24 protein-coding genes and 1 pseudogene are annotated in these 26,430 nt (G+C 47.2%); 14 read left to right on the forward strand and 11 right to left on the reverse strand.

The features are described 5' to 3' along the window. Positions 1–7: 7 nt before the first annotated feature. Positions 8–2,020 carry a M1 family metallopeptidase gene (locus JOE49_RS06370; protein ID WP_209940748.1) on the reverse strand — a complete coding sequence of 671 codons (2,013 nt, stop codon included), beginning with the start codon at positions 2,018–2,020 and terminating at the stop codon, positions 8–10. Between the two features lie 124 nt (positions 2,021–2,144). Between JOE49_RS06370 and JOE49_RS06375 the strand changes: the two genes are divergently transcribed. The 3 genes and pseudogenes from JOE49_RS06375 to JOE49_RS06385 all read left to right on the forward strand — a co-directional run bounded on the left by JOE49_RS06375 (position 2,145) and on the right by JOE49_RS06385 (position 3,836). Next, the gene (locus tag JOE49_RS06375) at positions 2,145–2,651 is read left to right on the forward strand and encodes a YwhD family protein (protein WP_028542596.1); all 507 of its coding nucleotides are present in this window, start codon (positions 2,145–2,147) and stop codon (positions 2,649–2,651) included. Between the two features lie 170 nt (positions 2,652–2,821). Continuing rightward, positions 2,822–2,977 (forward strand): annotated as a pseudogene (locus JOE49_RS06380) (NAD(P)H-dependent oxidoreductase); the annotation flags it as partial. Between the two features lie 352 nt (positions 2,978–3,329). After that, positions 3,330–3,836: a PTS sugar transporter subunit IIA gene (locus JOE49_RS06385; RefSeq protein WP_025723771.1), complete on the forward strand. Its 507-nt coding sequence runs from the start codon at positions 3,330–3,332 to the stop codon at positions 3,834–3,836. A 99-nt stretch (positions 3,837–3,935) separates the two neighbouring features. On the opposite strand, the gene JOE49_RS06390 is transcribed toward JOE49_RS06385, so the two are convergent. Continuing rightward, a complete protein-coding gene (locus tag JOE49_RS06390) occupies positions 3,936–4,685 on the reverse strand; it encodes an MBL fold metallo-hydrolase (RefSeq protein WP_160788741.1) in 750 nt (249 codons plus the stop codon). Positions 4,686–4,826: 141 nt separating this feature from the next. On the opposite strand from JOE49_RS06390, the gene JOE49_RS06395 reads away from it, so the two are divergent. Beyond that, the gene (locus JOE49_RS06395; RefSeq protein ID WP_069290786.1) at positions 4,827–5,372 is read left to right on the forward strand and encodes a histidine phosphatase family protein; all 546 of its coding nucleotides are present in this window, start codon (positions 4,827–4,829) and stop codon (positions 5,370–5,372) included. A gap of 57 nt (positions 5,373–5,429) precedes the next feature. Then, positions 5,430–5,783, forward strand: a complete 354-nt coding sequence (locus JOE49_RS06400) for a YunG family protein (RefSeq protein ID WP_209943549.1) — start codon at positions 5,430–5,432, stop codon at positions 5,781–5,783. Between the two features lie 315 nt (positions 5,784–6,098). Here JOE49_RS06400 and JOE49_RS06405 read toward each other — a convergent pair whose 3' ends face one another. Together JOE49_RS06405 and JOE49_RS06410 are read right to left on the reverse strand one after the other, a co-directional pair. Further along, positions 6,099–6,911, reverse strand: a complete 813-nt coding sequence (locus JOE49_RS06405) for a pentapeptide repeat-containing protein (RefSeq protein ID WP_209940749.1) — start codon at positions 6,909–6,911, stop codon at positions 6,099–6,101. Positions 6,912–7,029: 118 nt separating this feature from the next. Next, positions 7,030–7,422, reverse strand: coding sequence for a VOC family protein (locus JOE49_RS06410; protein ID WP_160788742.1), 393 nt, complete (start codon positions 7,420–7,422; stop codon positions 7,030–7,032). A gap of 124 nt (positions 7,423–7,546) precedes the next feature. On the opposite strand from JOE49_RS06410, the gene JOE49_RS06415 reads away from it, so the two are divergent. Together JOE49_RS06415 and JOE49_RS06420 are read left to right on the forward strand one after the other, a co-directional pair. Then, positions 7,547–8,596: a hypothetical protein gene (locus tag JOE49_RS06415; RefSeq protein ID WP_160788743.1), complete on the forward strand. Its 1,050-nt coding sequence runs from the start codon at positions 7,547–7,549 to the stop codon at positions 8,594–8,596. 135 nt (positions 8,597–8,731) lie between these two features. Then, positions 8,732–9,193, forward strand: a complete 462-nt coding sequence (locus JOE49_RS06420) for a transporter (protein ID WP_209940750.1) — start codon at positions 8,732–8,734, stop codon at positions 9,191–9,193. Positions 9,194–9,339: 146 nt separating this feature from the next. Here JOE49_RS06420 and JOE49_RS06425 read toward each other — a convergent pair whose 3' ends face one another. Continuing rightward, entirely contained in the window at positions 9,340–11,397 is a 2,058-nt protein-coding gene (locus JOE49_RS06425; protein WP_209943550.1) for a transglycosylase domain-containing protein, read from the reverse strand. A gap of 282 nt (positions 11,398–11,679) precedes the next feature. Between JOE49_RS06425 and speE the strand changes: the two genes are divergently transcribed. Both speE and JOE49_RS06435 read left to right on the forward strand, forming a co-directional pair. Beyond that, on the forward strand, positions 11,680–12,507 hold the full coding sequence (gene speE, locus JOE49_RS06430) for a polyamine aminopropyltransferase (protein WP_053324352.1): 828 nt from the start codon (positions 11,680–11,682) through the stop codon (positions 12,505–12,507). 268 nt (positions 12,508–12,775) lie between these two features. Continuing rightward, positions 12,776–14,068: an MFS transporter gene (locus tag JOE49_RS06435; protein WP_209940751.1), complete on the forward strand. Its 1,293-nt coding sequence runs from the start codon at positions 12,776–12,778 to the stop codon at positions 14,066–14,068. 214 nt (positions 14,069–14,282) lie between these two features. Here the strand turns inward: JOE49_RS06435 and JOE49_RS06440 are convergent, their stop codons facing one another. From JOE49_RS06440 to JOE49_RS06455, 4 genes are all read right to left on the reverse strand, one after another. Next, positions 14,283–14,864: an LOG family protein gene (locus tag JOE49_RS06440; RefSeq protein WP_209940752.1), complete on the reverse strand. Its 582-nt coding sequence runs from the start codon at positions 14,862–14,864 to the stop codon at positions 14,283–14,285. Positions 14,865–14,877: 13 nt separating this feature from the next. Beyond that, positions 14,878–15,192, reverse strand: a complete 315-nt coding sequence (locus JOE49_RS06445; protein ID WP_076295925.1) for a MazG nucleotide pyrophosphohydrolase domain-containing protein — start codon at positions 15,190–15,192, stop codon at positions 14,878–14,880. A 210-nt stretch (positions 15,193–15,402) separates the two neighbouring features. Then, positions 15,403–17,142 carry an ABC transporter ATP-binding protein gene (locus tag JOE49_RS06450; RefSeq protein ID WP_160788746.1) on the reverse strand — a complete coding sequence of 580 codons (1,740 nt, stop codon included), beginning with the start codon at positions 17,140–17,142 and terminating at the stop codon, positions 15,403–15,405. Next, complete coding sequence (locus tag JOE49_RS06455) at positions 17,139–18,893, reverse strand: ABC transporter ATP-binding protein (RefSeq protein WP_209940753.1); 1,755 nt, start codon at positions 18,891–18,893, stop codon at positions 17,139–17,141. Before JOE49_RS06455 ends, JOE49_RS06450 begins: the two co-directional genes overlap by 4 nt. Positions 18,894–19,046: 153 nt before the next feature. On the opposite strand from JOE49_RS06455, the gene JOE49_RS06460 reads away from it, so the two are divergent. From JOE49_RS06460 to argS, 3 genes are all read left to right on the forward strand, one after another. Further along, on the forward strand, positions 19,047–19,937 hold the full coding sequence (locus tag JOE49_RS06460; RefSeq protein WP_209940754.1) for a LysR family transcriptional regulator: 891 nt from the start codon (positions 19,047–19,049) through the stop codon (positions 19,935–19,937). 92 nt (positions 19,938–20,029) lie between these two features. Further along, a complete protein-coding gene (locus tag JOE49_RS06465) occupies positions 20,030–20,464 on the forward strand; it encodes a YwiB family protein (protein WP_013308207.1) in 435 nt (144 codons plus the stop codon). Between the two features lie 2 nt (positions 20,465–20,466). Continuing rightward, the gene (gene argS / locus JOE49_RS06470) at positions 20,467–22,146 is read left to right on the forward strand and encodes an arginine--tRNA ligase (protein WP_028542578.1); all 1,680 of its coding nucleotides are present in this window, start codon (positions 20,467–20,469) and stop codon (positions 22,144–22,146) included. A gap of 111 nt (positions 22,147–22,257) precedes the next feature. Here the strand turns inward: argS and JOE49_RS06475 are convergent, their stop codons facing one another. Then, positions 22,258–23,118 (reverse strand): hypothetical protein, encoded by an 861-nt coding sequence (locus JOE49_RS06475; protein WP_209940755.1) that lies wholly within the window; start codon positions 23,116–23,118, stop codon positions 22,258–22,260. A gap of 126 nt (positions 23,119–23,244) precedes the next feature. Continuing rightward, on the reverse strand, positions 23,245–24,138 hold the full coding sequence (locus tag JOE49_RS06480; protein WP_076295928.1) for a LysR family transcriptional regulator: 894 nt from the start codon (positions 24,136–24,138) through the stop codon (positions 23,245–23,247). A 202-nt stretch (positions 24,139–24,340) separates the two neighbouring features. Between JOE49_RS06480 and JOE49_RS06485 the strand changes: the two genes are divergently transcribed. Together JOE49_RS06485 and JOE49_RS06490 are read left to right on the forward strand one after the other, a co-directional pair. After that, the gene (locus tag JOE49_RS06485; RefSeq protein ID WP_209940756.1) at positions 24,341–25,339 is read left to right on the forward strand and encodes an ABC transporter ATP-binding protein; all 999 of its coding nucleotides are present in this window, start codon (positions 24,341–24,343) and stop codon (positions 25,337–25,339) included. Between the two features lie 20 nt (positions 25,340–25,359). Then, positions 25,360–26,430 (forward strand): ABC transporter substrate-binding protein, encoded by a 1,071-nt coding sequence (locus JOE49_RS06490; RefSeq protein ID WP_209940757.1) that lies wholly within the window; start codon positions 25,360–25,362, stop codon positions 26,428–26,430.

The following is a 26,430-nucleotide window of genomic DNA, read 5'->3' on the forward strand; positions in this document are numbered from 1 at the left end:
AGACACCTCACCATGACAGACTTCCAAGCAGTGTTTCTAACAGCTTGGTTACACTTACATTCCAACGGGTTTGTTGCTTTTCGTCCAATTCGGCTTTTAGGCTATTGTTAATGTGCTTGTTCTCCAGTGCAATGGTATATAGAGGATCAAGGGTTACATAGGAAACGGGAGAAGTACTTTTGATCCGAAAAGTTGTGCTTTTGCCCGCGCCGTCCCAAGCCTTGAATATCGTGGTACCATCCTTGAAGGTAAATTGGACAGGGATCTTGGGATAATCCGCCCCTTTTTTGCTGACCGTCACGACTGCTTCATATCCATTCTCCAGCTTTTGGTTCGTGATATGATCCACCGAAAAGTCCGCCATCTGGCCGTCATATACATACTGTTCAAAATAGTGGCTCCATGAGCGTCCGGTGGCTCTCTCCACGATACGTTGAAAATCCTGGGAGGATGGATGCTTGAATCGGTACGTCTGGACGTAGGTCCGCATAATCCGATCCATTTTTTTCATACCCACCTGACGTTCAATGCCCCGTAGTACCAGCTTGCCTCGAGAGTAGGCGTTTTGCGCGTACTCAGCAGCCGAGCCGTACTTCCATGACTCGCGGTTTAGCGGCTGTGGGGAGGCTATCTGTCCCGATTGTAATGGCAAGTTGGGGGTAAGCCCATATTCTTGCTCCATAAGCCGCTCCTCTGCATAGGAGGTGAAGCCTTCATCCAGCCACGGCTCCTCAAATTCGTTATTGGCTACCATTCCGTAGAAATATTGATGTCCAATCTCATGAACTAATGTTCGTTCCAGACTATAGCCAGGATTTAGATTACCCGCAGCAGCGGCTGTGATGAGTGTCGGATACTCCATACCGCCGGCTCCATTGCCTGATTTGGGTGGAACCACGATGGATAGGGTGGAATATGGATAAGGCCCGTACCATTTGCTGTAGTACGAAAGAGCGGCCTTCGCTGCGCTCATATAGCGCCCTTTGAGCTCCTTGTGCGACGGGTCAAGGTAGAGCTTGATTTTGACACCAGGGACTTCAGCAGAAGAAAAGGGTTCTTCTACGGTTACAAAGTTGGGTGAAGCGGACCAGGCAAAATCGTGTACATCATCGGCATAAAATTGATATATTTTTTGGCCGTTCTGTCGGACGGCACCACGGGTGGGAAATCCGGTCGCTGCTACGATATGAGTTTCAGGCACCCGAATCCGTACGCTGTAAATTCCAAAATCGGCATAAAACTCGGAGTTACCATGATACTGGTGGAGGTTCCAGCCCTCTTCGGCGCGTCCACGCTGCCCTGCAGTCTCGTAGACGCTGAGCTTCGGGAACCACTGTCCTGCCATTACAAAATCATCTGTCGCACCCATACGAGCGAAGATGGCGGGCAGTTTTACCTCAAACTTCATATATAATGTGATTTCTTCGCCACCTCGTACCGGCTTGGGTAGACGCACCTTCATGAGCGAACGGTCGCCTGCGTTACCGTCATCTGGCTGCACATATTGGATGCGGTGCATGAGAGATAAACCGTCTTCTGTTTTTAGTTCAGTCAGCGTCATGGAGCCAAAGCCGTCTTTGGGCATGGTGTCTTCGCGCAGCTTTCCACCGGATTCCTTCATAAAGGTGGTTTCCATGGAAGAGAAGGCATTCGGGTATAGATGAAGATACAGATCATTCACGGTTTTCTTGCCCGGATGCCTCCAGGTCAGTGTCTCAGTGCCTCGCAAAACCTGTCCTTTTTCCAGAGACACATCAATGTGGTACTCTACCACCCGTTTGCTGAGGATTTCTGTAGCGGGCTGTGGAGGGTTCTTGGGCAGGTCAGGCAGGATGTTTGCCCCTAGAGGCTTGCCCATATTTGGGGCAAGCGCAGACTCAGACAGAGAGCCGTATAGTGGTTGGCCTATGGACTGCGGGTCGGATTGCGATTGGGGCTGCCAGGCAAACCATAACGTCCCTGCGAGGAGACCGAGGGCTAGTGTAGACAATAAAACGATTTTAGTGCGTGCTGGGGTCATACAATGGATACCTCCCGTTGACAAGCATCTACAGCATGTATATGTTTGCTTTCAGGAGATTATTAGTTAAAATATTTATAGTGTAGAATGAGTGTGAAGACGGAAAATGGAGGTCTAGTGACGCATGAGTGAAAATCAGCCGGACGGCAAAAAACAGATTGCACTGAACATTGTCAGTGGCAAGAGTAAACATAAGGGTTTCGGCGCAGGCTCAATCGACCTGAACAGTATGTCCCCGGTCATCATTGACCGAGGAGAAGCGAAAATTGATATCGGTGCCATGCATGCCAAAAGTAAAGTAGAACGTGGTATCAAGTTCTCTACGAATAAAGAGGATGTACCGAATGGACGGCAGGTATGGCTCGTATGGGTAGCCGTGGATCGTACGCCCGAAGGACGTATGTACGGCGGCGCCACCGCCTGCGAGATGCTGATTGACGACGAAGCCAAACGCGGCTGGAAAATCCTCGCCGATCACGTCAACCGTATGGATTACGCGCTCAAGCGTCGTTTCATGCTGGATGATCTCGGCAGCGAAGATAGAGCAGCGCTTAAAAGCCTGCTAATTTCGCATAACGAGGAATGGTGGGACGCTTCGCCTGAGGAATTGAAGCAGGCGCTGGAAGGATAGGCCCAGCGTTAACGCAGTAAAAAAAGCAGCCACTTCTGTGGGCTGCTTTTTTTATTTATCTGAGTTGACACTAACCTTTTAGTAAGTAGTTGTCCTGAAAGTGCATACTTACATATTTGTAGCGCTCACTTTATACTCAAAAATAAATAATACTTAAGGAGGACAATTCTTTGAAAACTCTTGTTATCGTTACACATCCAAGCATCGAGGCATCTGTCATAAATAGGCGATGGGTAGAAGAACTCAAAAAATATCCAGAAAAGTATACTATCCACGAATTGCATAAGGTTTACCCTGACGGGAACATTGATGTGGAAAAAGAGCAAGCCAGTGTCTTTTAGGACCACGCCAGACGGAACACAGGGTTCACTCATAAATTACACTCTCCTTTAGGTAAGTATATAATATGAATGTGCATACTTTACAACTGATCATTATGCAATTTTAGTGAAAGGGTGTAAAGTATGCTCGCTATAAAATGTTTCTGTATCTTTAAATGGAGTGATTCTAGAAACGGAGAGAAGCATCTTGACATCCTGGAAAGGCATTCACTATAATTCAGATAGAAATCGCTTCCACTCCTCTTTTTATTCATTTTGTGGAACCGGTTCCTTGAAAAATGTAGTTAAGTCCTACTCACTGTTTATGAATGTAATCTCTAAATAAGGTGGCATCGTTATGTTTAAATGGTTGAAAAAGAAGGCGGCTCCTCGTATTGAAGAATTCGACATGGTAGCACCAATCAAAGGAAAAGTGGTTTCCCTTGAAGAGGTTCCAGATCCTGCGTTCTCTACGAAGGCTATGGGGGAAGGCATCGCTATTCATCCGACTGAAGGTAAAGTGACTGCTCCTTTTACGGGTAAAGTCGTCCACGTGATGGAGAAAAGTAAGCATGCTCTGATCATTGAGCATGAATCTGGTGTACAAATTTTGATACATGTCGGGATTAATACAGTTTCCCTCAAAGGACAAGGGTTTAACCCTCACGTTCAAACAGGAGATAACATTAAAGCAGGGCAATTACTGATGGAGTTTGATCTAGACGCGATTCAACAGGGGGGATTGCCTGTAATTACTCCGGTAATCGTTCCAGACGGGCAAGAGATGATCAGTCATGTGGAGATCTTGGAAGGAACATCTGCCTCTTCAGAAGTACCCGTATTAAGAGTCCACTTAAAAGCCTAGTTCTCATTCAGAAAAGACTAACCAGGAATTCCTGGTTAGTCTTTTCTTTAGATGATTCTCTGATCGGTCAAGGATCGGGCATGATCATGTGATCAAAAGCTAGGATTCACATATTTCAGATATCCGCTGATTACAATTGCCTTCGTACAGCCCTCCATGAAAGCAGATCACTTTTTTAATATCATAAGGCAGCAGGTTTTTAAGAGATTCTTTGGCCATATTGAAATCACAGCAGTATTGCGGGTCTGGAGCCAATAATTTGCTGCTTACTACGCGTAGAGCATCTCCTGCAATCAGGGTTTGACTGGATTTATGATAGAAACTTAGGTGTCCTGGTGTATGTCCAGCAGTATCTATAACTACGATCCCCCCACAGAAGGGTAATTCCTCTCCGGCAACGATGGTGGAGTTTACAATAGCCTTTGGGGGATTTTCAAGTGTACGCCGGAATGCATGTCTCCATTCTACCGGAACGGATTCGGGCATGGAGCTTACAGCTTGGTCTATTGCTTCTGGAGTCAGCTTTATAAGCTGTTTTTCTCCTTGTATATAAGGCCTTTCGATAGAACTGGCTAATACTTGAACTGGGGATGAGGAAGCCCGGATTATATCTGCTAAACTGCCGATATGATCAAGATCCTGGTGTGTTATTAATATGGAGGTAAGTTTATGGATTGCTAATCCGGTGCCTAGAATAGCCTCATGTAAAAGTGAGAGTTGCCCGGGGTAAGCCGTATCAACTAAAATTATGTTATCTTCGTCCCACATTAAAGTGGGGTGAATACTCTCTATACTTCCCATGATGTTAGCAGAAACCTGGAGTATGTGTATTCCCTTGTCTAATTGCATCGAATCCCTCCCATAAGAGTTGATGTAATACAAAGGAATCGTATCATGAAATCTAAATATGTAAACCTATATTATATCATAAAAATAATTTTTTGTAAATATGTAGAATTTTAAATTTGTGTGACAGTTAGGAGTGATGACGTGAAGAAAATTTATTTTGTCAGACATGCCCAAGCAACAGGACAGGAACCAGATGCCCGACTTACCGATGAGGGTACCCGACAAGCTGAGCAGTTGGTTGATTTTATGGAGAATGTAGGTGTGGAATATATTGTGTCCAGCCCGTGGAAACGGGCCGTGCGAACCATTCAGCCCTTGGCTGAACGGAAACAGTTGCAGGTGTATACTGATGTACGTCTCCAAGAACGGGTACTTAGCCATGAGCATTTGGATCATTGGCTGGACGTGCTGGAACAGACCTATCTGGACGAGGACTTGAAACTGGAGGGAGGGGAATCATCCCGTGAAGCAGTAGATCGAGGAATCCAGCTTGTTCAGGAGCTTATAGAGCGGGCCGAAAAAACGGTTATCATTGTAACTCATGGAGCTTTACTATCTCTTCTCATTCGACATTACGATCCGCAGTTTGGGTTTGAGGACTGGAAAAAGCTTTCGAATCCCGACGTGTATTTGCTAGAACTGAAAGAAGCAGAAGCCAAGATTCACAGAGTGTGGAATACGGGTTGAAATAAATAAAGCACGTTCACCATAAGTGCAGAATGGAATCGAAAGGGGAGGCGCATGTTGAATGCAAACCGTTTTTTAGAATTAGAAAAGGCGTTGTTTCAAGCTTGGTCTTTGGAGTCTAGCTCTAAATGGACAGCAAATAATCCTGCGGCTGGACAATGTGGTGTCACAGCGCTTGTCGTTCAGGACAGGCTTGGCGGCGATATTTTGAGGACATGGCTGGATAGTGGCTGGCATTATTACAACCGCATTGGTGAGGACATTATAGATTTTACGAGGTCGCAATTTTTAATCCCTCCACAGTATCAGGATGTATACTCCAACCGGGAGGAGGCTTTTTCGGACACCAATGCAGGGCAGTATGCAGCCTTAAGTCAGAGATTAAAGGAATTTCTAAACAAAGAAGAATAAGGGGATTTAAATCTGGATGCAGTCATAAAGACGTGATTTTTGAACCTGATCCAATGGAAGGTACTTTTTGTTGCCAAATATACGTTAAAGAGCTGAGTAATCAGTAAAATTTTTGAAGATAAAAGCTGTATTTACGTTATAAAATGAGCTATACTGAGGTAAGAATAGTAAAGGAGTCGTGCGCTAACACGACTCCAGTATACAACCACTGCTTAAAGAGCAGTCGGCAGTAGGGTCCAACAATAGACCGTTACCTTGGATCGGGGCGGTCTATTTCTTTTTCATGTAGGTAAGCAATGTTTCTTTAGAAAAAAACTAATGCAGCCAATGGCCGGGAATGCTTAGAGAAGGGGGCAGTTTGGTTTTACAATTGCCCTTAGCCGAATTTAATTGCGCTTGTGTAAGGAAAATACTTCCTTCCAGATTAGCTCCACTTAAATCAGCGTCTCTAAAATCCGCACCGATAAGGTCGGTCATTCTCATATCGGCTTCTCGGAGGTCAGCAGCAATAAGTAAAACTCCTCTCAAATTGGCACCCCTAAGATTGGCGCCTCTCAAATTTGCCCCGATAAGATCTCTACTCCTGATTTTTTTACTATATTTATTGCGCTCTAAGTTTTTCTTACCTTTTTCTCGTACTAACTCACTTGTTTGTAAAAGTAAATCATTGACTAACGCCCTATGGGTTGGTACATGAAGAACTATGAGGGATTTTGGATCTTGATTCGTAAGCTGCTCGATTTTCGCCATAGTTTTTTGTAAGTCTGTATAGATGGGGTGAGTTTCTTTTAAGTTAAGGGCTTCATTTAGGTAATAAAGCATTTCATGAAGCTGTTGCATGATGGGAAATATACTGAACATTTCCTCAGCTATTGCCGGGTCGTCTCGCCAGCTTTTTCCGTTGTATGTAACTTGGGAAATTTTTTGACCTGCTCCAAAGCAATCATATACCGTACAGCCTCGCAAGCCGTTGTTTCTTAGATTCTTATGAATATCACAACGATAATCCGCATTTAGGTTTTGACAAGGAGTTCCTCCATCCTTATTAAAAGCAAAATCAGCTGATTTTGCATAGGGTAAGGCTACACAGCATAAACCAAAACATTGTTCACAATTTGCACTATACAATAAACACACATCCTTTTACTGGCACCTATTAAATGTAATATTACCAAAAAAAGATGGAGCATGGTCTATTGTTTTTTCATAGACTTCTAGAGTCTGCTGGATCGTTTAGAGAAGAAATTTAGTCTTTTGCCAGGTTCAATTGCCATGAGACTCCGTATTTATCTTCAACCCACCCAAATTGTTGGCTTACGGGAGAGGCTTCAAGGGGCATTAGAACTCGGCCTTCCTGAGATAGCTGGTCAAACACGCTATGGATTTCTTCTTCCGAATCACAAGTGACGAATAGCGATAGAGCTGGGGTAAAAGGGTGTTTGTTGTGATGATTTTGGTCTATAGCCATAAAAGTCTGCCCTTTGAGGTTGAATACGGCATGTAACACGGTCCCATCTTCCTGATGAAAAATGCTCATAATACCAGACGGCTTAAATACAGAGGTATAATATTGCATGGCTTCTTCTGCTTGACCTGAGAACATGAAAAATGTTGTAATTTTTGGACTGGAATCTTGCATGAGATCAACTCCCTAGACTGGATCGTAGATGATAACATCTTTCCTCTTTTTTAATAGAAATATTCAACAGTGGAGAAGTGCTTCATAAAGAAAGGTATGCAAACATGGGAAAGGGGAAAACAGGATGATGGACGCGACAGCAAGGCTTATTGATATGTTCAGCTCAGGCAAGAAGCTGGACGCCACCATCATTTCCGCTTATACGGATGTGGTTGTCCAATATGGGACCATGGAGGATGCTTGGGAGTTATACAGGCTTTTTGTAGAAGATCCCCATCATTATATCCGGGGGTTACTCCTCCAGCCGATCATGAGATGCGGGGATGTTACTTTGGCGCAGGATATGTACGAGCGTTACGTTCAAAATCAGGCATCCCCAGAACATATACCTGACGGTGTGCTGTATGTGCTAGGTTATTTGGGTTATGTGGAGGCTGCTGCTGATCTTGTCGCTTTGGTGAATGGGCCATATGGAGTTGCGTCTGTGGATGCCTGTTTGGGACTGGTACATCTTCCATGCGAACCGTATCGTGAACAACTAGCGGCTGAATTGGAAAAAGTGTTGGATCAAAATTTGTTTAATGAATTCTTACCTCTGTTAAGCTTTAAATGCACGACTGAAGATATGATTCCGCGATTGGTACATTGGGGAGAGCAACATGCTTCCGTAGACTGTAATGCAGGAATTATTGCTGGAATAGCATTGTTTGGAGAAGGGCAGAAGGATACGATTCGCTCTATCCTGTGGAATCCGTTTTGGGAGGCTCATGGAACGGCTACAGGCAGTTGTGTGTGGTCTTATTTTGCTATGCAGCATGTAGGGCTAACCTTTAGGGAGCTCGTTCAGGATATAAAAAGCTACGATGCATCCAAAGAAGATGTACAGGCATTGGAATATCGTTTGGACGTGCTATATGAGATGTTGGAACTCAAGCTAAGCTATACAGCCCGACCGATCCGGTTCGCTCGCAGCAATGAGGAATCATTTGGTCAGCTATATAGCGATTTGTTTAGCTGGTCTAACGAACATCACGATGACTCTATTATAGGCTGGATGAATGAACAGTTGGGGGTTGAGCACCGACTGCTGGAACGGTATTATGAGCTAAGGAAACGAGTCGAGATTAAAATGGTGCATGAAATTGAGCTGGAGCATGTTCAGAAAGGGAGTTAATCGTAACAGGAAATAAGAATTTTTGATGTAAAAGGACGAAATAGCGGAGTTTGGCGGCGATATGGGGATTCGCCCAGTCCGCGGGCTGATGTCCCGCATAGGATACATCAGCCTAGAACACAAGGAGTGAAACACATGTCTTTACTGCCACAAGTTCCTTTCGGAACGCAACCGGGTACTCCGGGTCCATTCACGCCGTCAGGTCCTTCGATTCCACAATTTCCTGATATGCAGGATTCCTTCCCATCTCCGATAGGTCCGCCACCAGGCCCAGGGCCATTTTCGCCACAGCCGTTCTCACCGCCGCAGGGGCCATTCGGTCCGCAAGGTGGGCAGCAAACTCAAGCACCAACTTCCCCACCACCGCAATTTACGCCACCGAAACCGCTGGTTTCGGCGTATGCGGTTGACCCTGGAGCCATTTTCGGTTGTTTGTTCCGCAACACGTTTGTATGGCTGACGAACGGAGAGCGTTTCTGGATGTATCCTGTCTTTGTAGGCAGGACATCCGTAGCGGGTTTTCGGTGGAGTGGTCGTTTTTGGTTTTATTATGGTGTAGACACTAACCGTATTGAGTCGTTTAGCTGTTATTGGTAATCGCGCAGCTTTAGGGAAGAGCGGGGCTTAACGGGATGATGGCTGATGGCACTGGCAAGAGAGGTAAATAGGTAAATGAGGTAAGTGAAGCGAAAATAAAAAGACTGAGAGAGCGCCCATCGCGTTCCCCCAGTCTTTTTTTGCTATTAATCCATCCACCAACGCTTAAAATTGCCCCACCACGATTTCTTTTCGGCTTGTCGCTCCGCTTGGTCAGTTGGCGTTGCTGCTGGTGGGGTATCTTGCCCCGACAGCGTCTCCTTTGGCTCCGTGCCGCTGACGAATACCTCCAGCCGCTTGTCCGGGCTGTCCGGTGCAGCCAGCTTGCCGCTGGCCGGATCAATATAAGCGCTGACTACGCCGTCAGGGATAGGGAAGATTTTGGGCGGCACATTCTCCAGCGCTTTCTCCGTATATTGCGCAAAAATCGGAGCCGCCCGTCGGGCATCCTGTGTGCTGATGGCCTTGCCCTTGTCGTAGCCGACCCAGACAGCGGTGGACAGCTCGGGGGTAAAGCCGACCATCCACGCATCGGTGTTGGTCGTGCCGCTCTTGCCGGCAACCGGGCGTTTGATCAGCTTCGCGACCCTGTTGCCAGTGCCGCCTTCTTCGAACACGCCTTCCATGAGGCGTGTGAGGACGTAGGCGGAGGCGGGCTTCACCACCTGCACGGGCGCGGCTTGGGGCGCTTCGTACAGCGACCGCCCGGCCGCATCGGTGATGCGCAGCACTGCCACCGGAGCCACCTTTTGCCCGCCGCTGCCGATGACCGAGAAGGCCGAGGCCATCTCGAACGGGCTGACGGGCGACACGCCCAGCGCCAGCGAAGGTACGGGCTTGAGCTCGCTTGTAATGCCCATTTTGCTGGCGAGGTCCATGACCTTATCCGTTCCCACCTTCAAAATGGTGCTAACGGCATAGATATTATCGGACGCCGCAATTGCGCGCCGAAGATCTATTTCACCCAAATATTTGTCTCCAAAATTTTTGGGCTTATAGGTCTTGCGATTGTTATCGTAGTGGAACAACGTCGGTCGGCTTTCGAACTTGGACGTACTCGTCAATTCGCCGGAATCCAGCGCGCTCAGATACATAATCGGCTTGAAAGCGGAGCCTGGCTGCCGGGTTGTGGCCAGCGCATGATTATATTGATTCCCGACATAGTTCGTTCCACCGACCATGGCCTTGACATGTCCGTTGCGCGGGTCCATGGAGATTAACGCGGTTTCCAGTCCGTTGCTGCTCTTCATGCCCTCGTTTACAGCCGCCTCGGCTGCTTGCTGCATGTGCATGTCCAGCGTGGTATAAATGCTCAGGCCACCATGCTCAAGCACCCCTTCGCTAATCCCAAGCTGATGAGTCGCCAGTTGGCGGACGTAATCGCGGAACCAGGGAGCGGCTTCCACTGTCCGGCGCTGGCTCTCGGGCCGCAGGGCCAGCATTTCCTCATAGGCCTTGGTGGCTTCGGCCGGAGTAATTTTGCCGGTGAGCGCCATGGAGTCCAGTACAATTTTCTGCCGATCCTTTGCATTTTTCATATGATTATACGGTGAATAGTAGGTCGGTCCTTTCGGAATACCTGCTAACAGGGCGCTTTCGGCCAAATCCAGATCCTTTGCGGATTTACCGAAATACATTTGCGAAGCTGCTTCAATGCCATAGGCGCCATGACCATAGTAAATTTCGTTCAAATACATTTGCAGCAGCTCATTCTTGGTGTACTTCATTTCAAGCTGTGCGGTATAGATGGCCTCCTTGGCCTTGCGAGTCCATGTTTTCTCATGAGATAAGTACAGATTCCGTGCAAGCTGCTGAGTCAGCGTGCTGGCCCCTTGCGACATATCCCAGCGGGTCAGATTAACGATTACCGCCCGGCCCAGACCTTTGAAATCAAAGCCAAAATGATCGTAAAACTTCCGATCTTCCACAGCCAGGGTAGCTGCAATCAAATCGGGTGAAATGTGATCAAGCTGGACCGGAATGGATTCTTTGCCTCCAGCAGAGAAAGTGGCGATGACTTGCCCCTGACTATCTAGCAGACGTGAATTCCGATCCGTATCCGCGAGCGGAAGGCTGGTCGTGTACAAATAGGCTAGCAGGATGCAGGCGGCGATGACCGTCAGAATAGTGAGAGACATCAGTCCTTGAAAGCATCGAAGCCAAAGCGGTTTACGCTTGGGGGATCGCCCGGTCGTATCGGTCATCATGCCACCTCCTTCCATAGTTGATGTTCTCAGTATAGTCAATCCGAAAGCGTCTATTCATCAGATACACACACGTGTCTATTTTAAACAAGATTAAATCTCCAAATTGCTTTTGCAGTCCATTCAGGTATCACTTATAATGCAAAAAGTGTGAAATTCCAATGCGTTTGGTACAATAAATATAGCAAACTCGGCGTTTGCGTGTTGCTGATATAAGGAAAGTCAACGTTTATGCTACCGGATTGCCGGACACATACTTTGATCAGAAAGAAGGTTGGAATGATGGACTTGTGGTTTACGGAGAAGCAGACTCCCTCTTTCGGCATTACAGCAAAAATCAAACAAACCTACGTCTCTGAGAAAACAGATTTTCAGGATCTGGCTATGATCGAGACTGAGGAATTCGGCAATATGCTTGTTCTGGATGGCATGGTGATGACAACGGTTAAGGATGAATTTGTGTATCACGAAATGGTAGCACATCCGGCCTTGAATACACATCCGAATCCGAAAAAAGTTTTGGTTGTGGGCGGTGGCGATGGCGGCGTTATTCGTGAGGTTATCAAGCACCCTGAAGTGGAGAAGGCTGTATTGGTTGAGATCGACGGTAAGGTGATTGAATATTCCAAAAAATATTTGCCTGAAATCGCAGGAAAGCTGGACGAGCCTAATGTAGAAGTGCTGGTCAATGACGGGTACATGCACATTATTGAACACAAAAATGAATACGACGTCATTATGGTCGATTCGACGGAGCCGGTAGGTCCGGCAGCCCCGCTGTTTGAGCGCGGGTTTTACCAAGGTATTTTTGAAGCGTTGAAGGAAGACGGCATTTTCGTTGCGCAAACGGATAATCCTTGGTTCAAGGCAGACCTGATTCAGAAGGTCAACAAAGATGTGAAGGAAATTTTCCCGATTGTGCGTGTGTATGGTGCGAACATTCCGACCTATCCGAGCGGTCTTTGGACATTCACGTTGGGTAGTAAGAAGTATGATCCGCTCGAAGTAGACGAGACCCGAATTCCAGAGATGGACACCCGATATTACAGTCCGCGTCTACACAAAGCGGCGTTTGTATTACCTAAATTTGTGGAAGATTTAACGAAGTAAACATTTTAAGAAGCGCCTTAGTGGTCTTTATTGCCTGTTTTTGGGTGAGAAAGAGCGCTATAGGCGCTTTTTTGTGTTGGATAAGATTTGGAAAAGGCTATGAAAGCATACTGGACACCGGATTTCCTTTTAAGATAAAAGAAGGAAATTTAAGGGTGTACGTAGAATATACAAAAAACCAGACAATTAACAGATTTGTAATATCAACAAGGAGGTTTGGTTATGGAAATACATAAATTGGCGATGTACCAAAGAGGGGGAAAATTTTTTGATCAGACGCTCTTTTTATTACCTGTGGGGGTCTCAGACGATCTCCAACGTAGCAGATATCATCTACATGTTGAGTGTAGTGGTATTGGTGTTCAGTTCAAGTAATTCCTTAATGACGACTATTCTAATCCCGTTGTTCCGATTGTCTGCCCAAGTGCTTAGTGGGCTCGTTGCACCGATCGTCCTCGGCCGATTTCGGCTGACGCGCGTGTTGCTATTTTCCCAGTTTGGGCAGTTTGTCATTTTTACGCTGCTGCTGCTTTATTTGTGGATCGTACCGGAGCAGAGGTCGTTTCTATTTATTTTTGTGATGGTGTTTGGTATGTCTTTTCTGGATGGCTGGACAAATCCTGCGCGTAATGCGCTTGTACCCCGTTTGGCTACGGGTGAAGGGCTAATGCGGGCCAACGGCATGGTAGCGGTCAGTGATCAGGTGGTCAGGTGTGCAGGCTGGGCGTTGAGCGGAATTATTGTGGCTTGGCTGGGTTCCCTGAATACGCTTGTGATCGCATCCGGTTGTTATCTCGTAGCTGTAACTGTCACGTCCTTCGTCCGCGATCCACTGGATCAGAAGGAATTAAGTCTTGAAGCTTCGGATTCCTCAACAAATCTAGTAGAACCTGCAAAGGGAAAGGAAAAAGGCTCCCATTGGAAAGAGCTTGGGGAAGGCTGGAAAATCATTTGGCACAACCGTCGTATTCGTTCTCTGATGATCGTCGATAGTGTGGATAGTATTGGGGGAGTCTCCTGGCTCGGCGTATTTATTTTGGCGTACGTCAGTCAAGTGCTGCATCGGGATGCAAGCTGGTGGGGCTTTATGAATGCGTCCTTTTTCTCGGGCACGATCTTGGGTGGATTGATTGTCGTTGGCTTGGTGAAGCGATTGCAAAAGAACAGCTTTTTGTACATGCTCGGAGCGTTGCTGGTGTATGTACTGATTACAATTGTATTTGCGCTGAATACAATCCCCGTTGCTGCGCTTATTCTGTTTGCTGTATCAGGCTTACCTGTTCAAATGGCTGGGATTATTCGCCGCACCTTGCTGCAAACCAGTGCACCGGCAGCCCAGCTGCCCAAAGTGATGGCGGGAATTGATGTGCTTACAAATCTCGCTTTCGGTCTGTCCTTGTTATTTATGGGCTGGTATGCAGACCGTTTCGGTATGGTACAGGTGTATTTGTTGGCCGCGGCTATGACGACCATTGCTATCTTGATCGGCTGGTTGTATCGCAGGGATTTTCAGGAAAGTGAGCAAATGGACCATCCAACCGCTACGGGCGCTGGGATTTAAAATTGGGGTTCTCGTTAGGCGTGACATCATTCATTGGATGACTACATAATTAAATGCAGTTGTAAAAGTGAACGTGACGATTGGGGAGAATAAAAGCCTGCAATTCTCCTCAATTTTACAGGAACACCACTGGAATAACGTTGACGGTGGTGTTCCTTTTATAACTATTAAATTAATTGGTATATCTGTTGAGCAGTATGTGCCATTCCTAATATCAGGTCCGTTTGCTCGAGAGGTATGTTTTGACGGCAGGAGGAGTGTAATTTGTAAATTGCCGTAGGATTCCTTGCGGAGTAGTATCCGTAATTACCATCGCACGATATTTTTCCTGCATAAATTGTTCCTCAGCCATACGATCAAACAAGGAAATAAGAGGATCGTAATAATGGTTAATGTTTAAAAGACCGCATGGCTTTTCATGCAAGCCTAATTGCGCCCATGTGAAGATTTCAAAGTATTCTTCCATTGTACCTGGGCCACCTGGTAAAACAATGAATCCGTCCGCAATCTCTGCCATTTTAGATTTTCGTTCGTGCATGGAATCAACAATGATTAATTCGCTCAGGCCATTATGTGCAATTTCACGGCTTTGCAAAAAGTGAGGGAGCACACCGATGACGCGACCTCCTGCATGAAGTGCAGCGTCAGCCACTGCACCCATTAAACCAACACTTGCTCCTCCATAAACCAGGCTTATTTCCTGTTCGGCAAGTGCTTTGCCCAGAGCAACAGCGTGCTCTCGATAAATTTCTGACGCTCCATTACTGGAACCGCAAAAAACAGCAATGCTTTTCATATGAGATTCTCCTTTATGTATATCTTTTTGCAAGTTTTTGCTGGTGTGTTCGAAATATATCCTCCAAGGTGATGTCATACTTGTTGGCGATCACGATGAGATTACCCAGTACGTCTCCAAGTTCTTCAGTTAAATGGTCCTTGTTCTCCTCGAATGAACCATCGATCTCGTCAGGCCGGTCTCTGCCGATCTCCAGGGCGCGAATAGCTCTCGCAACCTCCCCGGTTTCCTCTGCCAGGAAACCAATTCGGACGAAGATATCCAAATCCGACCAGTGTCTCTCCTGATAATATTGCTTGACCCACTTTTGAAATTCATTAATATCCATATTCAGCCTCCCAACTGAAACCCATGCATAGGTGTTGGCTATACACAAACCATAAGGTTTAGATGAAACGGAAACATTTGTTCGTGTTGTATTATATAATATAAGGGGGGGATTTATCAAAGAAAAATTTAAAAAGCCGTTTGCTTAAAAAGCAACCGACTTTTTAAAAGAACGTTGACCTTAATGATGCGACCGTATCCGGTCAGTCTTTTAAGCCGTAGTGAACTGGCTGTTATAGAGCGAGGCATAATGGCCGCCGCTTGCAAGCAGTCCCTCATGGGTACCGCTTTCGACGACATCGCCGTTTTTCATGTATAAAATCAAATCCGCTTCGCGGATGGTCGATAGTCTGTGGGCGATCACAAAGCTGGTGCGTCCAGCAATCATTTTCATAAATGCTTTTTGGATACGCGCTTCTGTCAGGGTGTCTATGCTGCTGGTCGCTTCATCCAGGATCAGCATAGGTGGATCGACCAGGATCACCCTCGCGATGGTAAGCAGCTGTTTTTGGCCTTGCGATAGGCTGTCGCCTGACCCGCTGATGACCGTATCGTAGCCATGAGGCAGTCGTTTGATGAAGCTATGCGCATTGGCAGCTGTTGCAGCCGCGATGACTTCTTCGTCTGTAGCCTCCGGCTTCCCGTAAGCGATATTGTCCCGAATGGTCCCGCTGAACAGCCAAGTATCTTGAAGTACCATACCAAAGTTAGTCCGCAGGCTGTCCCGGCTCATGTCGTTGATATTCACCCCGTCGATGGATATCGAGCCGCTGTCCACATCGTAAAACCGCATGAGCAGATTGACGAGTGTGGTTTTACCAGCTCCGGTCTGCCCGACAATGGCCACACGAGTGCCTGGCTTAACCTCCAGACTAAAGTTCGTAATGAGCGTACGTTCCGGGTTATAGGAGAATTTGACATGATCAAAAAGAATCGTGCCTTTGCTGCGCTCCAGCTGTACGGCGTTCGATTTTTCCGACTGCTCAGGCGGTGAGTCTAAAATCGAAAATATGCGCTGAGCAGAAGCCGTAGCTGCCTGGAACTGGGTCAGCACACCCGTAATTTCATTAAAAGGCTTGGCGAACAAATTGGTATAAATCAGAAAGCTCGACAATCCGCCTATCGAGATCCCACCCAAAATAATGGAGATACAGCCAATCATGGCGGTGACTGAAAAAGTCATGTTGTTCACCAATCGGGTAGAGGGGTTGGACAATGATCCGTAAAACTGCGATTTCACCCCGGCTTGATACAATTGTTCGTTTCTGGCGGAAAATTCCTCAAGCGAGCGGTTTTCATAATGAAAAGCGGTAACTACCCGTTGTCCGCCGATCATTTCTTCCACATAACCGTTCAGGCTTCCTAAAATTTTGGCCTGTTCGCGGAACATACGCTGCGATCTTGTGGTAATGAACCGTGCTACGCCATATGTGATCGGGGCAGACACCAATACGACCAACGTCATGATCGGACTGATATACAGCATGAGTGCAATGGAGCCTATAATCGTAATAATCCCGGTAATCAATGTGGAAAAGCCTTGCAGTAATCCATCCGACACAGCATCCATATCGTTCACAAAACGACTAATGCTGTCTCCTTGTGGATGAGTGTCATGAAAGCTTAACGGAAGGATATTAAAATGATCAAATAACTCCCGCCGCATATCATTTACGGTCTGAAAAGCAATACGGTTCGTCAAATACGTGAGCAGCCAGCTAAACAGACTACCTACAACATATACAATGCCTAATCCAGCTAGAATCTGTGCAATACCTTTAAAATCCACTGATCCCTTATCCACCATGTGGTCGATAGCTTGACCAATCATGTAGGGTCCGATCAGACTGGCAAGCACGCTGAGAATCGCACTGACGATGACCCAACATGTTGTTGTTTTATATTGACCCACATAGGTTAACAATCTTCTCCAGGTTTCCTTGCCACTCATTGGTCTACCTCCTGCGTTGAGAGCTGGGAATGATTAATTTCTTGATATACTTCTGAGCTGCTCATCAACTGTTCATGTGTGCCGATACCGACAATCCGTCCCTCATCAAACACAATGATTTTATCAGCATGCTGTACGCTGCTTACTCGTTGCGAGACCAGCAGGACGGTCATGCTGGTGCTATTTTCCCGTAACGATTTACGGAGGGCGGCGTCGGTTGCAAAATCAAGTGCGCTTGAGGAGTCATCCAAAATGAGAATTTGCGGATTGCCGACAATAGCTCGGGCAATGGTAAGTCGCTGCTTTTGTCCTCCTGACAAATTAAGCCCCCCTCGGGTGATCGGAGCATCGAATTTCTCCGGCAGGTTGGAAATGAACTCATCCGCTTGCGCGATTGCTGTGGCTTGAGCGACTTCCTCGTCGGTGGCGTGTTCATGCCCCCAACGGATATTATCCGCTATAGTACCAGTGAACAGTAGCGCCTTCTGAGGGACAATTCCGATTTTCTGCCGCAATTGCTCGAGCTTATATTGCCGAACGTCGATGCCATCAACCTGCACACGACCCTCTACCGCATCATAGAAGCGGGGAATAAGATTCACAAAGGTGGATTTCCCAGAACCTGTTCCTCCGATGATGCCGACCGTTTCACCGGGATAGATGTTTACCACTACATCGCTAAGTGCCAGTTGCCCTGTCGTATTGTATCCAAAGGAAACATGATCAAAAGAGATGGCTGGTACAGCGCCATGCTCAGTTGTTCCCTCCCTGTCTATAGGTGTAGAAGTAGCAGCAGTGTCGGAAATCGAAGCTTGCGTGTCTAGGACCTCCTGAATCCGCGCTGCTGAAGTGGCAGCCTTGGTGAACAAAATAATTAAATTGGTCACCACAATCAGAGCCAGTAAAATTTGCGTAATGTAATTAATAAAGGCAATAATCTCCCCTTGTGTAAGAGATCCATATTGGATATGGATGCCGCCGATCCACAGGATTGCAATAATAGCTCCGTTTACCACCAGCAAGGTGGCAGGGCTTAGCAAAGCAGAAATACGTCCGACACGAATAGCGGTCTGAGTCAGGTCATCTGAGGCGGCATTGAACTTTACTCGTTCAGCTCCTCTTTTGGCAAATGCACGTATGACCCGTACACCTGTAAGATTTTCGCTAAGTACCAGAGCGATTTTATCGAGTTTTTTCTGGTATAGCCGGTACAGTGGAGAAGCCTTCGTAATGACTACATACAGAATCAAAGCCAGAATCGGTGTAGCCGCCAACAGCACCAAAGCAAGGCGGAAGTCCAGAATCATGGACATGATAATCGCCCCGATACAAATAAAAGGAGCACGAATGACCAAACGAATCAACATCGCTACAGCTGTTTGCAGCTGATTGACATCATTCGTAATCCGGTTGATGAGCGAGGGTGTACCGAATTTATCGAGATCAGCATAAGAAAACGAAGAAATATGCTTAAACATCGTATTGCGCAGCGTAGTTCCGAATCCTTGAGAGGCACGAGCTGCGTAAAACTGACACACTAATGAACTGCCAAAGCCCAGTATAGTCATGAGTAACATCAAAAGACCCATCTGCCAAACATAGTGGGTGTCTCCTTTACCTACGCCATGATTGATCATTAAAGCGACCATAGTAGGCAGCAATAGTTCCAAGATGGCCTCAATTAGTTTAAACAGAGGCCCAAGAATCGTTTCCTTTTTATAGGGTTTCAAAAAAACAGCAAATTTCAGCAAATAAACCATCACCTAACCTAAATAATGTATATAGCCTCATGCCGCAATAGCATAACTGAATTTGATTATGGCACATCCCCAACCATATGAATAATATTTAATATATATTAGAGGTATAGGTTTTACATATATCAGTACCGGAGGTCCATAAGGATGGAATTGAGACATCTCAAGTATTTTTTGGCGATCGCAGAGGCCGGACAGATTACAGCGGCAGCCAAAAAGCTGCAAATCGCGCAGCCTCCTTTAAGTCAGCAGCTCATGCAGCTAGAGGAAGAGCTTGGTGTAAAGCTCGTGCATCGAGGCTCACGAAGTATCCAGTTGACGGAGGCCGGCATCATTTTACAGAACAGGGCCAAGCAGATCTTGGAGCTGACAGATGCCACAACAAGAGAAATAAACGATTTTGCCTTGGGGATGAAGGGGACGCTCACCATTGGAACGGTCTCCTCCTCTGGGGCAACGCTGATGAAAGACAGGCTTTCCGAATTTCATAAAACCTATGCGGGTGTAAAATTTGAAATTCATGAGGGAAATACGTTCATGATTCTCGATCTTTTGAACAAAGGAATTGTAGAGGTCGGTATCGTCAGAACCCCTTTTAATACTACCGATTTAGGGTGTAGATATGCGTCCACTGAGCCGATGATAGCAGTGATGACAGAAGAATATGACTGGAACCCCGAACAGAAGACCATTTCATTGTCTGAGTTGAAGAACAGGCCGCTCATCGTATATCGCCGCTTTGAACAATTGATCCACGACACTTGTATGAAGTATGGCTTTGAGCCGAATTTCTTTTGTAAAAACGATGATGCTCGCACCACGCTTCACTGGGCTAATGAAGGGCTGGGGATCGGTATGATTTCGCGGTCTGCGTTGTCACTCGGAAGCAATAACCAATTAATCGTTAAGGAAATTATGTGTGAGGAATTGCATACGCGTGTGGCGGCTGTCTGGCTGAAGGATAAATACATGTCTTCTCTAGCCTCTCGATTCATCGAAAGTTTTAGCCAAGCCTCCGATGGAGCTGACTTAAGGTAGCTGAATTTTTTGGATGAAAGCATCTTTTTGTAAAAACTCATTTGAATTGCAATCGGGAACTGGATATAGTAGTACAGTAGGATAGCAATAGAATGGAGTTTGAATACATGCCACATAATGCAAAGGTCCGAATCCGTCTTCATAGTCACCATGACGGAGAAGATGTGGTACAGGAACTTCCCGGAGAAGCGATCGTGCGTGGGAAGCATCTATATATAAGGTACGATGAGCCGCAAGAAAGTCCTGAGGGCGGTACGACACGGAACACAGTCAAAATCGGACCGGATGAGCTAAAGCTGATTCGTCACGGTGAGGTACAATCAGAGCAGTCGTTTGCGCTGGGACGCAGGTTGCCTGGATTTTACCGCTCGCCTTATTTAAACCTGAACATGTCTGCGCATACGCAGAAGCTCGATATTCGGATGGATGGATTCACCGGACATGTGAGCTGGACCTATGATCTGTACGTATTTGAGGATTTCTCGGGGCATTTTGCCATCAGTTTGCATATACAGGAGGAGCAATAATCATGACAAGCAATCCACTGGAACTTATTAATCAAAAGGTGACCTCAGCAATTGAGGCGGCGGTGCTGGCTACCGGAATCGTGAGCCGCGAAGAGCTGCCGACCATTACGCTGGAGGTACCGAAGGACAAGTCACACGGTGATTTGGCCACCAACGCCGCGATGCAGCTCACCCGCATTGCGAAGAAGAACCCACGGCAAATCGCTGAAGATTTGATCGCGAATATGGATTTAGCTTCTGCTTCTATTGAAAGTGCGGAAATCGCTGGACCGGGCTTTATTAACTTCCGCCTGAACAAGAGCTACCTTTATGCTGTTATTGGACAGGTGCAGGAGCAGGGGGCAGATTACGGGCGTATACAGGAAGGTGCGGGCAAAAAGGTGCAAATCGAGTTTGTTAGCGCCAATCCGACGGGTAGCCTTCACTTAGGCCATGCACGTGGTGCAGCCGTAGGGGATGCTCTTTGCAACGTGCTTGATTTTGCTGGATACAAAGTAACTCGTGAATACTACATTAATGATGCGGGTAACCAGATTTACAACATGAGCCGTTCTATTGAAGCGCGTTATTTGCAGGAGCTGGGACAGCCTGCGGAGATGCCCGAGGATGGTTACCATGGTGAGGATATCATCGGGTTTGCCAAGGAACTGGTGGCCGAAAAGGGAGATTCTCTGTTGTCTATGGAACCGGGAGATCGCGCTGCTTATTTCCGTGACTACGGTCTGGAAAAGGAACTGAACAAGATCAAGCGCGATCTGGAGCTGTTCCGTGTACCTTTTGACTCCTGGTTTAGCGAAACGTCGTTGTATGAAAACGGTGAAGTGCTTAAAGCGCTGAATGAGCTGCGTGACCGTGAGGAGATCTACGAGAAGGACGGAGCTACATGGCTGAATACGACCAAGTACGGCGACGATAAAGACCGCGTCTTGATCAAAAATGACGGTACATACACGTACCTGACCCCGGATATTGCTTACCATCGCGATAAATATGCTCGTGGGTATGACACGATCATCAACATTTGGGGAGCGGATCACCACGGTTACATTCCACGGATGAAGGCAGCAATGGAAGCACTGGGCAATGATCCAGACAAGCTTAAAGTGCTGATTGCCCAAATGGTCAGCTTGTTCCAAAATGGGGAAAAAGTAAAAATGTCCAAACGTACCGGCAAGGCCGTGACGATGGAAGATCTGATGGAAGAAGTGGGTGTAGACGCGATCCGTTACTTCTTCACTATGCGCAGCATGGATTCGCACCTGGATTTTGACATGGATTTGGCGATTTCCACTTCCAATGAGAATCCAGTATTCTACGTACAATATGCGCACGCACGTGCATGCAGCGTATATCGTCAAGCCGAAGAGCAAGGTATTGCTGTGCTACCGTTGGCAGAAGTTGACTTGTCCAAGCTGACGGCCGAGCATGAATACGATCTGCTCCGCAAAATCGGCGAGCTGCCGGAAGAAGTATCGGTGGCGGCTGCAAACTTTGCACCACACCGTATGATTCGCTATGTCTATGAGCTGGCTTCATTGTTCCACAGCTACTATAAGGCAGAGCGCGTCATCACAGAGGATGCTGCTCAAACGCAGGCACGCTTGGCATTGTTTGGTGCGGTGCGCACGACCATTGCCAACGTACTGAAGCTGGTGGGCGTGTCTGCACCGGAACGTATGTAAGCAAACAACTTTAACATCATGACCTTGTAGTCATATAAATAATAATAAAAGGAACCGTTCGTATCACCCTCAACAGGGTGGCCCCTCGGTTCCTTTTTATGTTGGATTAGCTTAGTAGCGTTCCAGTACCAAATTCGTTTTCAGGGAATCCGCGGGAACCAGCCATCCTTTGGATTGCAGCAGGTTCATCAGCTTGGTGCGGTTGCTGGCGGCAACACTGTAATCCGAGGTTTTGAAGGAGATTTCGATAATATTTTCTATACCTGATCCGTTTGCGCTGCGAATAGGCCATACTTCAACGTCGGCATCCAATCCCTGAAAGCTACCCTCGTATTTACTGACCTGTACAGGACCGCGTACTCTGGAGTTTGCCAAGGTTTGTTTACCCCAATTGCTGTTTTTCCAGTTTTGCAGCTTGCCCGGAAGATTATCCTGCAATTGCTTTAATGCTTGATCTGGGGAAGGCAGAGCCAATCCTTTGGAGGCGTTTGTTTTCTTATCATTGGAAAAGCTTAGTGTTTGCTTGCTGTATCCCCAATCCACCTCAGCCTCATAATTATCATCAGATGCACTGAACCCTTCTTTATTCGCTTGGGTGAGCGCCGCGTCGATATTTCCATTTGTGACCGTATAGCGCTTTTTGTAGGTTAATTCATAATTCTTTTTGTCCTCTTTTTTACGAAATCTCACGTTCCAGCCCTCGTCATTTAATTGCAATGAATTTGTATCAAAATACTCGACGCTTAATCTTTGTGCATCGTTGCTAATTTGAAACTCGTTCACGATGCCACTTTTTAATGAGCCATCCGCATTGAGGACCTGAGCCGTATCCAGTAGTAGCTTCACCTCATAGCTTGGTGTGGCATTGGCGGCAGCTTGTACCGGTTCTGCTCCTTTCCATCCTGTTACGAGCAGCACTGCACTCAGAGTTACTACTGACATCAATTTAGTGATACGAAGGCCTGTTTTCATTTCATCCTCTCCTGTTCGTCCGAATAGGTTACACGCTACACTTTACGGGTGTATTGTCAGTCGTATGTCAAAGCAAGAGGGGACTCCGGTTAAAAAATTACATAATTTCTATATGACAGGTAAGATTTAATCTTGGTTCCATGACAAATATTCGGTGAATCTGTGAATGAGCGCCGAGCGATGCCGGTCTTTGTTGCTGACCATATAGATGTACCGCTCAACAGACTGCCCCGGAATAGGTCTTACAACCAGTAAGCCCCGCTCAACCTCTGATTGAACGGCAATGCGAGAGACAAAGGAGATGTGTTCTCCCAGCATAACCGCCTGTTTAATGGCTTCTAGTGAATCCAGCTCCAGATAGGAAGGAAGTCGCCGACTCCCACGCTCCAGCCATTTGTCGGTCACATGGCGTGTGCTGGATTCCTTGCCATGTAATACGAAGGAGGAAGAAGCGATAAGCTCGGGTGTCAAATCGGTTTCGTTGGCGAGCGGATGAGTGGGTGAGCAGATGAGCATCAATTCATCTTCGCCCAAGGATTCGGAGAGTAGCGTTGGGGATTGAAACGGCTCTGCCGAAATGATGCCAAGGTCAATTTCGTGGCGAGCGAGCATGTCCTTGATCACGGGCGCTGTTTTCACGGACAAGGCGATGTGAATGCCCGGATGCTCACGGGCAAAGCGGTGCAGCACAGCAGGAAGCAGGTAGGTAGCGGGTACATAGCTTGCGCCAATACGTATACTTCCACGCTGGAGCGTATCGAATTCGCGGACGACTCGCTCAGCTTCAGCAGCCAGTGCATTAATTTTAGTGGCATAGTGCAGCAGCGCATTTCCAGCATCCGTCAGGATGATTTTTCCCATACGTGTGTCAAACAGCTTTACTCCGAATTCACGCTCCAGATTTTTCATATGAAAAGTAACGGTGGGTTGCTTTAGGCCAAGAAGCTCGGCGACCGTGGTAATTTTATGGTGCTTATTCAGCAGCTCTACAATATGTAACTTTAGAAGACTTAAGTTCACTTAGAATGCCTCGCTTTCAGGTTAATCGAACAATCATGCCTACTTCTTTGGGGAGCAGCATCAATCCCCTCTATATAGATTAAATCTATGAGTGTTAACACAATTCATTGAAATAATTAATTTTGTTTTAACTTTCCAATAATACAGGTTGCGAATTCAAGTTTTACACTGGGGTCAGTCAGAAGAACAGGCAGGTAATGCGATGAATCAGGATCTATATATTCACGGATTAAGTAAAACCTTCAGCCAAATAACCGCGCTGCATGAGACGAATCTGGTAGTACGACGGGGCAAATTCACAACACTGCTCGGACCGTCCGGCTGTGGGAAAACAACGCTCTTGCGCTTGATTGCTGGTCTGGAGACACCGGATACCGGCACAATCACGATGGGAGAGGAAATTCTTTTTTCGTCAGAACGCAAAAAGGATATTCCCGCCCATCTCCGCCACTTTGGCATGGTCTTTCAGGATTTCGCGTTATGGCCGCATATGACAGTGTTTGAAAATGTGGCCTTCGGCCTGCGTGCGGGCAAGCGAGGGAAAGGGTTCGCCAGCGTACGAGACAAGGAACTGCGGATCGTGGTGCTGGAGGCGCTCGATATGGTCAGATTGTCAGGGATGGAGGATCGGTATCCTCATCAGCTGTCCGGTGGTCAGCAGCAGCGGGTTGCCTTTGCAAGAGCGGTTGCTATCCGGCCTCGACTTGTTTTGTTCGACGAGCCGCTCAGTGCGCTGGATGCGGTGCTACGGGAGGAGATGCGCATTGAGATGCTATCGCTTGTGCGCGATCTGGGGCTGACCGCCCTATATGTTACCCATGATCAGATCGAGGCCATGTCCATGTCTGATGAAGTAGTTGTTATGAAAAGTGGACATATTTTGCAGACCGGAACACCAGAGGTGATCTACGGTTGCCCAGCTCATCCAGAGGTGGCGAGGTTTATTGGCAAATCCAACTGGCTGGAGTCGGAACGGACACTATTCCGTCCTGAACATGTCCGTTGGGAACAGGAGCAAGCGGATCAGCATGCTTTTACAGTAGAGATCCTGCATGTCAGCTATGTCGGCGATCGTTATGAAATTCGTATACTAGCCGAGAACGGCGAGCAATGGACTGCATATCATTCCATCCGCTTGCCCATAGGTCAACAAATGCACATTTGGGTATCACCGCAACACATCCACCAACTTGAAGCATAGGGAAAAGGGGTAAATATAAGATGATGAATAGGCATGTTTTTCGTACAGGATGGAAAAAAGGGACGATGCTCGCATTAACATTGACTTTTGGACTCGCTGTGGCGGGTTGCGGAACAGCAACGCCATCCAAGGACGGGGCGCCAGCTAATGGATCAGCAGGACAAGCGGAGGCAGCATCCACCGATCAGAAGCTGGTGGTCTACAGCGCAGGCCCGGATGGACTGGCGAAAAAGCTGGTAGCAGGGTATGAGGCGCAGAGCGGAGTTAAGGTAGAGTTGTTCCAGGGAACGACAGGGAAAATTTTGGCCCGCATGGAAGCCGAGAAGACGAATCCGGTAGCGGACGTGGTTGTGCTGGCATCGCTTCCGTCTGTACAAGGCTTGAAAAAGGAAGGACTTACGCTGCCTTACCCGGATGCCAAGAACGCAGACAAGCTAAATCCAGACTGGTCCGATAAGGAGGGCAACTACTTCAGTACCAGTGCTTCTGCTCTGGGCATTGCGTATAACACGAAGCTGGTGAAAACACCACCAACTTCATGGGCTGATTTGGCGAAGCCTGAGTACAAGGACCAGGTTAATATTCCCGATCCATCCCTGTCCGGCTCAGCGTTGGATTTTATGACAGGCTATCTGAGCGCCAAGGGCGATGGAGGCTGGACGTTGTTCGAGCAGTACAAGGCTAACGGTGTTGCTATGGCTGGTGCCAATCAGGAAGCGCTGGACCCCGTGATTACCGGAGCTAAAGGTATAGTCGTCGCTGCGGTCGATTACATGACCTACAAGGCAAAAGCCAAAGGCGAGCCGATTGACATCGTCTATCCGACAGAGGGAACAGTCATCAGCCCACGTCCTGCCGCAATTCTCAAGTCAACGCAGCATGAGCAGAATGCGAAGGCATTCATTGACTATCTGTTGTCGGACGAGGCACAGAAACTAGTAGCAGATGCCTCCTTACTCCCGGGCCGCACGGATGTCAAAGCCGACAAGCGTGCCAACCTGGACCAGATTCCATTGTTGAAAACCAATTGGGAGTGGATGGGTGAGCACGGATCAGACGTGACGGAGAAGTTCACGCAAATGTTCAAGTAA

The sequence above is a fragment of the Paenibacillus sp. PvR133 genome, assembly GCF_017833155.1.
Taxonomy (GTDB): Bacteria; Bacillota; Bacilli; order Paenibacillales; family Paenibacillaceae; genus Paenibacillus; species Paenibacillus polymyxa_B.

Excerpts from the sequence above, each read along its gene's own strand:
- JOE49_RS06420 (WP_209940750.1), top strand. The coding sequence starts at position 8,732 with ATGTCTTTACTGCCACAAGTTCCTTTCGGAACGCAACCGGGTACTCCG.
- argS (WP_028542578.1), top strand. The coding sequence starts at position 20,467 with ATGACAAGCAATCCACTGGAACTTATTAATCAAAAGGTGACCTCAGCA.
- JOE49_RS06385 (WP_025723771.1), top strand. The coding sequence starts at position 3,330 with ATGTTTAAATGGTTGAAAAAGAAGGCGGCTCCTCGTATTGAAGAATTC.
- JOE49_RS06415 (WP_160788743.1), top strand. The coding sequence starts at position 7,547 with ATGATGGACGCGACAGCAAGGCTTATTGATATGTTCAGCTCAGGCAAG.
- speE (WP_053324352.1), top strand. The coding sequence starts at position 11,680 with ATGGACTTGTGGTTTACGGAGAAGCAGACTCCCTCTTTCGGCATTACA.
- JOE49_RS06425 (WP_209943550.1), bottom strand. The coding sequence starts at position 11,397 with ATGACCGATACGACCGGGCGATCCCCCAAGCGTAAACCGCTTTGGCTT.
- JOE49_RS06475 (WP_209940755.1), bottom strand. The coding sequence starts at position 23,118 with ATGAAAACAGGCCTTCGTATCACTAAATTGATGTCAGTAGTAACTCTG.
- JOE49_RS06390 (WP_160788741.1), bottom strand. The coding sequence starts at position 4,685 with ATGCAATTAGACAAGGGAATACACATACTCCAGGTTTCTGCTAACATC.
- JOE49_RS06490 (WP_209940757.1), top strand. The coding sequence starts at position 25,360 with ATGATGAATAGGCATGTTTTTCGTACAGGATGGAAAAAAGGGACGATG.
- JOE49_RS06460 (WP_209940754.1), top strand. The coding sequence starts at position 19,047 with ATGGAATTGAGACATCTCAAGTATTTTTTGGCGATCGCAGAGGCCGGA.
- JOE49_RS06440 (WP_209940752.1), bottom strand. The coding sequence starts at position 14,864 with ATGAAAAGCATTGCTGTTTTTTGCGGTTCCAGTAATGGAGCGTCAGAA.
- JOE49_RS06370 (WP_209940748.1), bottom strand. The coding sequence starts at position 2,020 with ATGACCCCAGCACGCACTAAAATCGTTTTATTGTCTACACTAGCCCTC.
- JOE49_RS06410 (WP_160788742.1), bottom strand. The coding sequence starts at position 7,422 with ATGCAAGATTCCAGTCCAAAAATTACAACATTTTTCATGTTCTCAGGT.
- JOE49_RS06485 (WP_209940756.1), top strand. The coding sequence starts at position 24,341 with ATGAATCAGGATCTATATATTCACGGATTAAGTAAAACCTTCAGCCAA.
- JOE49_RS06465 (WP_013308207.1), top strand. The coding sequence starts at position 20,030 with ATGGAGTTTGAATACATGCCACATAATGCAAAGGTCCGAATCCGTCTT.
- JOE49_RS06445 (WP_076295925.1), bottom strand. The coding sequence starts at position 15,192 with ATGGATATTAATGAATTTCAAAAGTGGGTCAAGCAATATTATCAGGAG.
- JOE49_RS06375 (WP_028542596.1), top strand. The coding sequence starts at position 2,145 with ATGAGTGAAAATCAGCCGGACGGCAAAAAACAGATTGCACTGAACATT.
- JOE49_RS06450 (WP_160788746.1), bottom strand. The coding sequence starts at position 17,142 with ATGAGTGGCAAGGAAACCTGGAGAAGATTGTTAACCTATGTGGGTCAA.